This window comes from Lysinibacillus sp. S1 (assembly GCF_044986265.1).
Lineage (GTDB): Bacteria > Bacillota > Bacilli > Bacillales_A > Planococcaceae > Lysinibacillus > Lysinibacillus capsici.
Window position 1 is genome coordinate 1,975,455 of record NZ_CP173154.1, and the last position, 12,075, is coordinate 1,987,529.

At 38.4% G+C, this 12,075-nt stretch carries 9 protein-coding genes and 1 pseudogene; 3 read left to right on the forward strand and 7 right to left on the reverse strand.

Features of this window, described 5'->3' with window-relative positions; genetic code table 11:
• The first annotated feature begins 9 nt into the window (after window positions 1–9).
• Window positions 10–696, forward strand: a complete 687-nt coding sequence (locus ACHZEU_RS10125; RefSeq protein ID WP_404804463.1) for a Crp/Fnr family transcriptional regulator — start codon at window positions 10–12, stop codon at window positions 694–696.
• A gap of 60 nt (window positions 697–756) precedes the next feature.
• Here ACHZEU_RS10125 and ACHZEU_RS10130 read toward each other — a convergent pair whose 3' ends face one another.
• Both ACHZEU_RS10130 and ACHZEU_RS10135 read right to left on the reverse strand, forming a co-directional pair.
• Window positions 757–1,065, reverse strand: a complete 309-nt coding sequence (locus ACHZEU_RS10130) for a metal-sulfur cluster assembly factor (protein ID WP_004227477.1) — start codon at window positions 1,063–1,065, stop codon at window positions 757–759.
• A gap of 53 nt (window positions 1,066–1,118) precedes the next feature.
• Window positions 1,119–1,883, reverse strand: coding sequence for a prolyl oligopeptidase family serine peptidase (locus ACHZEU_RS10135; RefSeq protein WP_281216896.1), 765 nt, complete (start codon window positions 1,881–1,883; stop codon window positions 1,119–1,121).
• Window positions 1,884–2,004: 121 nt separating this feature from the next.
• On the opposite strand from ACHZEU_RS10135, the gene ACHZEU_RS10140 reads away from it, so the two are divergent.
• Window positions 2,005–2,814 carry a Cof-type HAD-IIB family hydrolase gene (locus ACHZEU_RS10140; protein ID WP_048392035.1) on the forward strand — a complete coding sequence of 270 codons (810 nt, stop codon included), beginning with the start codon at window positions 2,005–2,007 and terminating at the stop codon, window positions 2,812–2,814.
• Window positions 2,815–2,953: 139 nt separating this feature from the next.
• Window positions 2,954–3,811: a DegV family protein gene (locus ACHZEU_RS10145; RefSeq protein ID WP_036076685.1), complete on the forward strand. Its 858-nt coding sequence runs from the start codon at window positions 2,954–2,956 to the stop codon at window positions 3,809–3,811.
• Between the two features lie 50 nt (window positions 3,812–3,861).
• Here ACHZEU_RS10145 and ACHZEU_RS10150 read toward each other — a convergent pair whose 3' ends face one another.
• The 5 genes and pseudogenes from ACHZEU_RS10150 to addA all read right to left on the reverse strand — a co-directional run bounded on the left by ACHZEU_RS10150 (window position 3,862) and on the right by addA (window position 12,074).
• A complete protein-coding gene (locus tag ACHZEU_RS10150; RefSeq protein ID WP_281216897.1) occupies window positions 3,862–5,328 on the reverse strand; it encodes an alpha-amylase family glycosyl hydrolase in 1,467 nt (488 codons plus the stop codon).
• Between the two features lie 184 nt (window positions 5,329–5,512).
• Complete coding sequence (locus ACHZEU_RS10155; RefSeq protein ID WP_004227486.1) at window positions 5,513–5,881, reverse strand: YisL family protein; 369 nt, start codon at window positions 5,879–5,881, stop codon at window positions 5,513–5,515.
• 200 nt (window positions 5,882–6,081) lie between these two features.
• Entirely contained in the window at window positions 6,082–6,984 is a 903-nt protein-coding gene (locus tag ACHZEU_RS10160; protein WP_404804464.1) for a fumarylacetoacetate hydrolase family protein, read from the reverse strand.
• A 124-nt stretch (window positions 6,985–7,108) separates the two neighbouring features.
• Window positions 7,109–8,275, reverse strand: coding sequence for a DUF418 domain-containing protein (locus ACHZEU_RS10165; protein ID WP_048392039.1), 1,167 nt, complete (start codon window positions 8,273–8,275; stop codon window positions 7,109–7,111).
• Window positions 8,276–8,357: 82 nt separating this feature from the next.
• A pseudogene (addA, locus tag ACHZEU_RS10170) lies at window positions 8,358–12,074 on the reverse strand (helicase-exonuclease AddAB subunit AddA).
• Between the last annotated feature and the right edge of the window lies 1 nt (window position 12,075).

Here is a 12,075-nt window from a genome sequence, read left to right on the forward strand (position 1 = left end):
ATGGTTTTAATGGATAATATGTTTGAAAAAATTAACGATCTTTTTCAAAACCACGGTGTTTTTATCAAAGTGAATAAAGGAAATAAAATTTTTCTAGAGGGCGAACGGGCAAAAGAAATTTATTACATCCAATCAGGTGTTATTTCGATTAGCCAAGAATCCGAGACGGGTAAGGAATTAACCATTCGTATTTGTGGCCCTGACAGCATAATAGGAGAAGGTTCGTTATTTTGTAATCTCGTCTATAATTCGATGACTGCCAAAGTTTTAGAACCCTCTACGTTGTATGTTTTGAGTCGTAAATCTTTGGAGCATTTACTAGAAGAGCAGCCGACAGTTATGGTGGAATACATGAAGTGGCTACAAACAGAAAACTTAAAGCATCAGAGTCGTTTGCGCGATTTAGTGTTAAACGGGAAAAAAGGTGCTCTATTTTCAACGCTCATTCGGCTGTCCAATACGTATGGTAAACCTGTAGAAAATGACTCGATTTTTATTGATTTTCAGCTAACAAATACAGAAATCGCAAATTTGTGTGCGACAAGTCGGGAAATGATTAATCGTATGCTGAATGATTTAAAAAAACATGAGATTATCACTTTTGATAAAGGATTTATTACCATTCATGATTTACAATTTTTAAAAAATGAAATTGCCTGTGAAAATTGTCCATTACAAATATGCCGTATCGATTAGTTTCGTTACAAGCAAAAACCCTGCTTATTTTTCAATAAGCAGGGTTTTAAATAAGCCATTTTAACGTACGCCCAATGCCATTTTGGCATAGCGTGACATTTTATCTTTCGACCAAGGTGGATTCCATACAATATTAACATTTGTACTTTTCACTTCTGGAAGTTCACCTAACGCCGTATTCACTTGATCCACAATGACTGGACCAAGTGGGCAGCCCATAGATGTTAGCGTCATCGTAACAGTTGCAACACCTTCATCATCTAATTCCACATCATATACTAAACCTAAGTTGACAATATCAATGCCAAGCTCAGGATCAATTACGTTTTCTAAAGCACCTAACATGCTATCTTTCATATCCTGATCCATTCGTATTTCTCCTTCCATCATAGTGTTAACCTTATCATAGCAGATGCACCCTATTATGCCAAATGCTGTGCAAGCCATGCTGTGGCTGCTAGCATACCGTCACGTGGTACAGCATGTCCAGCCCTTTTGTTAACCATGAACTTTAAATATTCAGGGTTTGCTTTATAGTATCCCCGTAATGTTTCATAAAATTTATACGTTTCGTGAAAAGGAACTGTTTTATCTAATTCTCCATGCCAAAAGAATACAGGGCGACCCGCGAATTTTTCTGGTGTTAAACTGACATCATATTTAGCAAGGGCTTCATTAATTTTTTCAACGTCTTCCTCTGACATCGGCCAGTTAACTCCGCTTTTTGCAAATTGTTGCAATTGGTATTCACCCAATTTTATAAAACCAGGTGCACCCATGCATATTGCAGCTGTTTGTATCCAATCATAAAGTTTCAGACAGCCTGATGTCACGATGCCACCCATTGAAGTGCCTCCTATGCCAATTTTATGACTAGCTAATAAATTTTTATTCTTTAATTCATCATATAATTGTTGTACTTCATGAATAGAATTTAAAACAATGTCCCAAAAATTTAAATTCATTTGCATTTCTGTTAGGCCTTCGCTACGCTCACCATGAAATTTTGCATCTGGCAATAGGACACGCACCCCTTTATGCACCAATTGGTATGCATAGTGTAAGTTATGTTCTTTTGCACTCATAAAGCCATGCAAAAAAATGACTACCGGGGTTTCTTCATTCATATTGTCTGTATGTATATGTAATAAAGGAATATTTCCCCACACTTCTTTTTCTACAAACATTATTGTCACTCCCAACTATTCTCTCATCTTTATGTTAGCAAACTTTTTTCACTGTGACAAAATTTTGACGAATGTAAGACAAAGAGATACTATTCAAACTATAGGAAAGGGGCAACGAGCTATGAAACCGCATTTAATCGTATTAGACTTAGATGGAACTTTATTAACAGATCAACAGCAAATTTCTGCAAAAACGAAAAAAACATTATTGCAGGCTAAGGAACAAGGGCATCAAGTGATGATTGCGACAGGACGTCCTTACCGAGCAAGTACTATTTATTATCAAGAACTTGGGCTCACTACACCCATTGTTAATTTTAATGGCGCATATGTGCATCATCCTAAAAATGTCTCTTGGCAACATATGCACACACCAATTGATTTAAGTGTCGTACATGATGTCGTTGATTCTATTAACAGTTATGAATACGAAAATATTATCGCTGAGGTAAAAGATGAAGTTTATGTTCACACAGAGGACGATCGTATCTTAAATATCTTTAATATGGGTAACCCAAAAATTACACTTGGCGATTTATACACACACCTCTTGGAAAATCCTACAAGTTTGCTGATTCAGGCAAATGAAGCCAATTCGGTTATTATACGTGATCATTTACAGGCAGTGCATGCTGAAGTCATTGAACATCGTCGATGGGGCGCGCCACTTCATATTATTGAAATTGTGCGTCGCGGCTTAAATAAAGCTGTGGGTATTGCACATGTGGCAAAAGATTTAGGTATTCCTCGTGAGCGCATCATCGCATTTGGTGATGAAGACAATGATTTAGAAATGATCGAATATGCTGGACTTGGTGTAGCGATGGGGAACGGTATTTCAAGTCTTAAAAACATTGCCAATGAAATTACGACAACGAATAATGATGATGGAATTGCAAAAATACTCATTGAACGCTTGAAATTATCATAGTTAAGTAGTAAGTTCAAGTTAACATTCCATTTTTACCAGTTTAACTTTATTCAGTGGTACCCCTTCCATTTATCTAAAGTGAGTATCTACTGAATAAAGTTAAAAAGCAAAAGTAAGTTGAAATTAGGGGGACAAGAGAATGAAGATTTTTACGGATAGTGGATGTGATCTACCAAAATCTTACTATGAAGAAAATGATGTCGTGCTACTCCCTTTACGAGTGCAATTGAACAACAAAGAATATGAAGATGTGATTTCAATTGATTCCAAAGAGATCTATGATGCAATACGCCAAGGTGCTCAGCCAAAAACATCACAAGTGTCACCTGAGCTCTTTTTGAAGCATTTTGAGGAGCTAGCCAAAAATGATGAAGAAGGTATTTATATCGCTTTTTCATCAGAATTATCAGGCACATATAGTACTGCTCAAATGATTCGCAATCAGGTACTTGAGCAGTATCCTTCCTTAAAACTAGTCATTATCGACTCTAAATGCGCATCACTAGGCCATGGCCTTGTCGTGGAAGAAGCTGTACGACTGCGAAATATAGGAGTATCCTTAGAAGACATGGCCTCTAAAATAAACACCCTTGCACCTCAGGTCGAGCATTTATTTACTGTAGAAGACTTAGATTACCTTGCAAAAGGTGGTCGTGTATCAAAAGCTAGTGCATTTTTAGGTGGCCTTCTTAGTATTAAGCCTATTTTAAATGTAGAAGATGGCAAACTTGTACCGATTGAAAAGTCACGCGGTCGAAAAAAAGCACTTAATCGTATGTTAGATTTAATGCAGGAGCGTGGTGGCAGCTTTACAAATAAAATCGTAGGTATTAGCCATAGTGACGACGCTGCCTTTGCGAATGAAGCAAAAGCCTCTATCCAGGAGCGTTTTTCACCTCAAGCTGTGCAAATTACCATGATAGGTTCCGCGATCGGCTCACATGTCGGACCTGGGACTATTGCAATTTTCTTCACAAATAAAAGCTTTGAAGGCTAATAAAAAGCATGCTAGGATGGCTCCTGGCATGCTTTTTTGTCGTGTTATTATTATTGGACGTCTTGCTCCTGACGACGAACTTTCCCTCGTTTAATGATGATGACTACAAAGCCAATAAAGATCACCCATACTAAGCCAAGAGCCACCATATAAGGAGTGTTTAAGCCTTCATCATTGCGAACTTGATAAATTTCAACCATTTCTCGGTCTAAAATAACAGGATAGACTTCTTTTTCATTTATGCGAACTTTTTCCTCATGTAAAATACCGTTCAGCATTTTCCCTTCACCAAGTTGTTCAGGTGTTAAGTCGACGCGTTGTGTTTTACCAGTATTATTAACCATGATTACCCACTTTTCTTCGTCAGAAGAACGTGTAAAGACAAGAAGGCCATTTTCATTTGTAATGACTTCAAAATCACCATTACGTAAAGTAGCTGATTGATTACGTAAAGATTGAACATTTTTAATATAATCTATCAGTTCCTCGTCTGTTTTAAAGTTATAAAGCTGGTGTGTATCTGGTTTTGCTTCCCCATTCATAGCTATTTCTGTCCCGTATTGTACGACAGGAATTCCTGGTAGCATAAATAAAGCACCCATCGCCATTTTTAAGCGGGTAGGTGGGAACATATTTTCATTAGCAGAGTCAAATGTAAAACGATGAGTTTCAAGTGAATCCACCATAATTTGTGTCGGTTTTTCTCCTGCGAAGGGTTCCATTAATTTAGAAGAATCCATATCCACGTTTTTAAATATATTACGATAGATATCTGCCGTTACAGGTGAGAAAGTTGCATCAAAGTCAGCATCGCTTTCTTCATTTGCTATCACATAAAGTGATGTTTTTGTCTCTTTTAATGCAGCTATTACTGCATTGATAAACGCTATATCAGCCCCTGCGATATTTGTTAAACGAATACCACCGATGTCATATGTAGAAACAAATTCAGTTACTGCTTGAATAAGTGCTTCTTGCACATCCTTATTCGATAAATCCCACTGTACTTGTCCATTATTGGTAGATGCAATCCAATCCGCTTTCGATGCATCCTTTGCCCACTCATGATTTGGACTCACATTTGTAAGTGGAAAATCCACCATAATGGACATATTTTTAGCTTTGTAGGCCTCTACAGTACTTTGGAATTCTTCCGTTGTTCCAAAATGACGTTCTATTGTAGTATAGCTTGTGGGCATTGATCCATCATACTTCTCTGTAGAAAAAATAGGCCCAATGGAAACAATTGTATAGCCCATCTCACCGATAAATTTCAGTTTATCCTGTAAACCTGTAAAATCGCCCCCCGCAAATTTCGAAGGGTCCTGCGTATTTGTATCAAAATCGTTTGTGCCCGAGCCATTAAAGAAACGGTCAACGATTAAATCATAGATGCTTTCTTCTGCTATTGTTCTAGTCGCTGATTCATCCGCATGTGCTACTGGTATAGTACTTACTAATGAAGTTGCTAATAAAAGTGATGCAGCCGTCGCACTTATCCACTTCTTAAATTTCACTGTTATTCCCTCTCTTTCAAACCAATCAACGTCATTTTACCAAATAACTCTGTCACGTCGCTATCTTTTCCAAAGATTTTGCGTAAAAGCGAAATGAATTACGACAAAAAGGTGTCAATTCCGTCTTCCGTTTTCGTTTACAAAATAAAAGCCGTGAAGCAACTACTTCACGACTTTTAAATCATTATGCTAAGAAATCTTGACCCATTGGCAGTTTAAATCCTAGGAACAAAGTGATTAATAGGAATACTGCAAATAAAATCCAAAACATAGCTGTTGGTTTATTTTTCTTTTGACGTACTAATACCATTTCCATCATGCCAATTACAAGTATGCCACCTAAGAACTTAAATCCGTAAAGCATACCTTTACCATAGTCCATTGCCTCGATAAATAATGCCCCACCTGTGATGATTATTAGTACATAAAACAGACGTAATGTCATATGTAAGCCTTTTGATTGCTTGCCCATTAGTGCCGCAATTAAAAAGATGACAATACCTACTACCCACGTAGTAATATGCAAATGCGTTTGGCTAGTTAAAAAACTCATGATTGTCCCCCTCATTCTTTTTCTATCAAACTCTATCCTACCATGCGATGGAAAGGGTTTCAAATATTACAATAGTGTTCACATAATTTACATCATTTAAAACTTGGAATCCTTGCATTTCATAGTTTTTACATCTGTTACTATGCCTTAAAGCAGTAAAAAATCCGCGGAGTATAGACTCACGCGGATTGATATCATCATTATTCAAAATGGTTGACTAAAGTACCAATTCCTTGAATAGACACTTTTACTGTATCTCCAGCTTTTAAGAATTGTGGCGGGTTCATCCCTTTGCYAAMACCAGCTTGCGTACCGGTTAAAATCACACATACTGGCTCTAATGTTACAATCTCAGATAAGATGGACACTATCTTTCCAACAGCGAACATCATATCTTTTGTAGAGCCATTTTGACGTTCTTCATCATTGACCTTTGTTACTCCTGTTAAGTCTTTTGGATTTTGGATCTCCTCCTTTGTCACCAGGTTTGGTTCAAGAAGGCAAGAACCGTCCAAGCTTTTACCCAAGAAGAATTGTTTATGTTTCTCTTGTAAATCACGAGCTGTTACATCATTGGCAATAGTATAACCAAATACATAATCAAACGCTAAGTTTTTAGGAATGTTTTTGCCACGTTTACCAATAACGATAGCTAGCTCACCTTCATAATCCATTTTTGAAGAAAGATCTGCATGTATGGAAATTGTTTGTCCATCTGCAGCAATTGCAGTTGGTGATTTTGTGAATACCATTAAATCCGTTGGTGCTGCCTCTGCACCCATTTCCTTTGCATGTTCATCATAGTTTATACCAATACACATAATATTTTTAAGTGTACGTGGAATTGGTGAAAGCCATTCGATCTCTGTAAATTCACGTTTAAAACTATTAGCATTATCTGATTTTTCTGCTGCTTCTACTAATTTACGAATCTGTTCCACAAAATCAAAGCCTAAAGCAATGCCATCCACGATTGAACTTGAAAAAGAAGGGAGAACTTGAAGTTCACTTTGAATAGCGAGTACATCCCATACCGCTTCTTCTTTTTTTACTTTTGGTCCAAAGCTTACATGTCCACCTAATTTGAATGATAAAATTTTCATGATTGAAAGAGCTCCTTCTTTTTTCTACATAATACAACAATATGATAGAAATTACCTCATTTTTGCGACAACATTTTTATAAGTTGTTATATCTTCATAAAATATGCATGTGAAGAGGAATATATTAACGCACTTCTACTTTTTGCTTATATGTTAATTTACGCCATATTGTTTCTAACGGTCCTTGTTTCCACTTAGATAACCAGATTTCTGCTATGATCATTTGCACAACAATAATGCCGACAGCAATTAATACCCCTGTTTCTACACTTACTTTACCATACCAGCCAAAGCCAAATTGGTAGAATAAACAAGTACCTATAATAGATTGAAGAATATACATCGTTAATGACATGCGTCCGATTTTAGCAAAAGGACTAAGTAGTTTTGGCATTATTGGCACTAAGCAAAGTAACACAATGACCCCAATATAGCCCACCGATAGAACTGGGCCCCCTATGTATACCTTTAAATAATCTAGTAAATATGTTCTTGTAAACATAATAGATAAGCTTTTTATACCAATACCGATGACCAATCCAGCAATTGCAAACGTCAGCCAGAGCCACTTCAATTCTTTAGCCCGTTCTACTAAATGCCATTTAGAGGCAGCGGCCCCTATTAACATATACGGTAAAATCGTGAACAGTGCGACAAACCACATCTCGATGCCTGCCTGCGTTGATAAATCTGTTAAGCGTTGCAAAAAGGCATCTACCCAGTTTCCTGTCCCATAAGCCGTGATGGCCTTCTCTACTGAAACGATATCTAAGTAATCATCTACTTTTGTATTAAAATTTACAATCCCTACTACAAAGAGCATAAAAGCTTGCATCAAGCCATTAATAATCAAAGCACTCGCTAATAGCCAGATGGGACTCAATCGTAGTAAAAGCACTAAGAAAACGCCACAAAATGCATACATCATTAATATGTCGCCCCACCAAATTAGCACAGCATGGATAAAACCAAAAGCAAACAGAATGGACAGTCTACGAAGCCCCAGCGTATAAAAGTTTTGTTGACGACTTTGAGCCTTTTGCCACTGCATGGCTAGCCCATAACCAAATAGCATGGCAAAAAGCGGGTAAAAGCTGCCTTGCACATAAATATCTATATTTTTCTGCCAAACAATATCTGATGGGGTTGTAAACCATGATGCCAAATCAATATGCGGCATTGGCAAATAAAAGGTATACATATTTACTAATAAGATACCTACTAAACTAATACCTCGTAAAATATCTAATGTTGCTATTCGTTCCTGCAACATTGTTGGTTTTAACTCCACAAAATAGCCTCCTCTTGACTAACAGCTATGGTGAAAGCAGGGCAAGAAAAAACTTTGCCCCACTTTGCCCGTAACAAGTTCTTTATGCGTGTATGGTCTGTTCATTATCGAATAAAAATAATACTTTATCGTTCACCTTAATGTGTAAGATGGATTCAATGGCTTCGCTATAAACACGAAGCTGTACGGCATAACGACCTAGTATTTCCTTTGACAAGGCTGGCTCCTGCGCAAAATGAGATTGTATACGATCCGTTTTATAATCCAACAAGACCCAATTACCGTATTCATCCTCAAATAGGCAGTCAATGATCCCTTGCACAATTTGAGCATCACCATCTTCATCGATTCTACTAATTGTAAACGGCATTTCTCTACGTATCTGCCTTGCGCGTTGAAAGCGTTGCCCTATTTCTGTCTCAAAAAAACGATAAATTTTCGCTTGCGGAACTACTTTGCCCTCCGCCTCTGTTAAAAGCTGTCTTGCCACTAAATCCTCCACAAAGTCCCTTACAGCATCGATATGACTAAAGCCATATTGAGGAAAATGCTGAATCACTGTGTGTACAGCTGTACCAATTTCAGCACCAGTTAGCTGTTGCTCCTGTAAAAAAGCGGGTCGAGGTGCAATGGACGAAGCCTTTTGCTTGATAGGAGAGGCAAAATAAAATTCAGGTTCCTCCTGGCGCTGTAAATTTTCTAATCGCTTTATATCACTAACAGATGTTTTGGAGCGCTTTCTTGTAGATTTTTGATAGACATACTGCGCTTGAAAGCGGGTAGTGATTTCAGCCAGCAAGTCCTCATCCTCTTGCATCGCAAGCACTTGCTGTACTTCATCGCCCATCGCCTCTATCTCATATGAATAATGCTTTGTATCGATGGCTTGAACCCACCAATGTGATTGATCCTCCACTTCTTTATAAGATGTGCTTGCTACTACTGCAAAATCTGCATGTCTTGCTACTGCTGGGCCAACCCAGTCCAAATAGCTATTAGCTCTTGCACGTAAATATTCTTGAAGCGGTGCATCCATTGGTAAACTTTGTGCGTCCTGCCAGTTGTCGCGTGTTTTCTCCCAGTTCTTCACTGAGCCTACTAAAATCAAACGCTCCTTCGCACGAGTCATCGCAACATATAAGACACGCATTTCTTCTGCACGCATCTCCAGTTCTTTTTTCTCCTTCAATGCTAAAAACGGTAACGATGTATAGGTGATACGATTTTCGGGATCAATGGCCTTAACAGCTAGTCCAAAATCTTGATCAAACAAATAGGGCTGATGAAAATCCATTTTATTAAACGGACGTCCCATTCCTGCAACAAAGACGACTGGATATTCTAACCCCTTGGAAGAGTGTATTGTCACCAGACGTACTACATCATCCTTTTCGCCAATTGATTTGGCCGTACCTAAATCATCGCCACGCGTACGCATACGATCAATAAAGCGTAAAAAACGGAATAGCCCACGAAATGCCGTTTTTTCATACATTAATGCACGATCATGTAATACGCGTAGATTTGCTTGACGCTGTTTGCCATTCGGCATTGCCCCAACCATTTCATAATAATGTGTATCTAAATAAATTTTCCAAATTAAATCTGATAATGATCCACGACGTGCTAAATCACGCCAATTTTCAAAGGCTAGCATAAAGCGTTGCAACTTCTCAAATGTAGTGGTTTGCACACCATGTCCTTCACTACGAATAAATTGTCGTAAAGCATCATAAAAAGGTACCTTTTGATCGGCTAAACGAATTTTCGCCAGCTCATTTTCCGTTAAACCAACAAACGGTGCGCGCAGTACAGAGGCTAAGGGGATATCCTGATAGGGATTATCGACTACCTTCAGGACATTTAACATAATCATTACTTCGAGTGCGTCAAAATAGCCTTTAGATGATTCTGCATAGAGTGGAATCCCTGCCATCTTAAATTCCTCTACTAAGTCTGTTGACCATGTCATCGAGCGCATTAAAATCACAATATCACTATACTTTAATGGTCGCTCTGTTTTTGTTTTCGTATCGTATACGGTTGTTCCATCTTCCATCATTTGACGTATACGATCGATAATAAATCGTGCCTCGTATTGTGATTTTTTTAATTCCTCTAGCTCCGTTGCCTCATTGCTTAGTTCTTCCAGTTCTTCTGGTGTTTCCTCTTCCTGTGGTGGATGCAATACGACCAGCTCAACAGGTATTTCTTTATCATCATAGGGCGCAGCAGGCTTTAGTGACGCATTGTCATCATACGAAATCTCACCGACACGCTCACCCATAATTTGTGCAAAAACATAGTTTGTAGCATTTAATACTTCTTTTCGACTTCGGAAGTTAGCGTTTAAATCAATTCGCATCCCCGTTACATCAGGTGATTCCAAATATTCACTATATTTTTTCATAAAAAGCTTTGGCTCAGCTAATCGGAAACGGTATATACTTTGTTTAACATCCCCAACCATAAAAAGGTTGCCATCTTGTTCTTCACCCGTTTTAACAAACTGTAAGATGGTTTCCTGTAGCATATTGGTATCCTGATATTCATCCACAAGTACTTCTTTAAAACGCTTTTTCATATCTAGTGCAACCGGTGATGGATGAAGTGCACCATCTATCTCTACCGTTAAAATTTGAAGTGCATAATGCTCTAAATCTGAAAAGTCAATGATTCCCCGTTCTAACTTGGCTAGTCGAAATTGTTCACTAAATGTAGTGGTCAATTCAACTAGCGTAGTAATGGTCGGTGCCATTAACCTCATTTCCTCAAGTAGCCGTGCAGGCGTACGAACAAAATATGTCTCCTTGATTTTATTCATCATTTTTTTGGCTGCTTCTCGTTTTTTCTTCGCAAGCTCCTGTAGCTCTACATTAACTAGTGCATCCTTCGATACCCGCTTTAAGGTAGACCATTTAACCGTTGCAAAATAATCAAATAGCTCCTGCCATGTCCCACTTTGACTAATGCGTATCCCTTCCTGAATCATAGCAAAATCTACCTCTGCCGTTTCTGCATAGGGTGCAGGTCCATCTGGCTGTAATGTAATTGTGCGCATTTCAGAAATTAGCATAAACGCCTCTTCCAGGCTATGACGTACGGTTAATTTGACGTATTGAGATAGCTCTAAATCATCGATTGTCACTTCCGCAGCTAATTCATATGCTTTCGGCAGGCTCCAAAGCCATTTTTGAGGCTCTGCATGGACACGAGACGTATCATAAAGTTTACTAATCAGCGTTTCGATGGCTTGATCATCACGATCTGAGGTAAAGCTATCGACAAGACGATAGATAGCTTGTACGTGAGCCTCATCCTCAGCATCGTAGGCATCTTCTAAAACTTCTGCTAAAACATCATCTCGCAATAATGCTATTTCTGCTTCATTGGCAATACGGAAGCCTGGGTCTATATCAAGTAAGTAGGCATATTGCTTCACAATTGCTAAACAGAATGAATGTAGCGTAGAAATTTGTGCTTTATTCACAAGACTTAGCTGCCGTCTTAAATGATTAGATGTTGGATTTTCTGCTATCGCCTTTTCTAATGCCTCAGACATACGATGGCGCATTTCAGCGGCTGAGGCATTTGTAAAGGTCACTACCAATAGTTCATCTACATTGATCGGGTTTTCAGTAGCAATGACTTTTTCAATCATACGATTGATYMRWRCYGMWGWYKTCCCCGACCCTGCTGCAGCCGAAACGAGTGTATCTTGACCGCTAGCATAAATGGCCTTCCACTGATCGTCTGTCCATGTGACATCTACTGGCTTAACAGGAATTGTTTGTACCATG

What these genes read in the sequence shown, in the direction of transcription:
- ACHZEU_RS10125 (WP_404804463.1), top strand. Translation starts at nt 10, where the DNA reads ATGGATAATATGTTTGAAAAAATTAACGATCTTTTTCAAAACCACGGT.
- ACHZEU_RS10135 (WP_281216896.1), bottom strand. Translation starts at nt 1,883, where the DNA reads ATGTTTGTAGAAAAAGAAGTGTGGGGAAATATTCCTTTATTACATATA.
- ACHZEU_RS10155 (WP_004227486.1), bottom strand. Translation starts at nt 5,881, where the DNA reads ATGAGTTTTTTAACTAGCCAAACGCATTTGCATATTACTACGTGGGTA.
- ACHZEU_RS10145 (WP_036076685.1), top strand. Translation starts at nt 2,954, where the DNA reads ATGAAGATTTTTACGGATAGTGGATGTGATCTACCAAAATCTTACTAT.
- ACHZEU_RS10140 (WP_048392035.1), top strand. Translation starts at nt 2,005, where the DNA reads ATGAAACCGCATTTAATCGTATTAGACTTAGATGGAACTTTATTAACA.
- ACHZEU_RS10130 (WP_004227477.1), bottom strand. Translation starts at nt 1,065, where the DNA reads ATGGATCAGGATATGAAAGATAGCATGTTAGGTGCTTTAGAAAACGTA.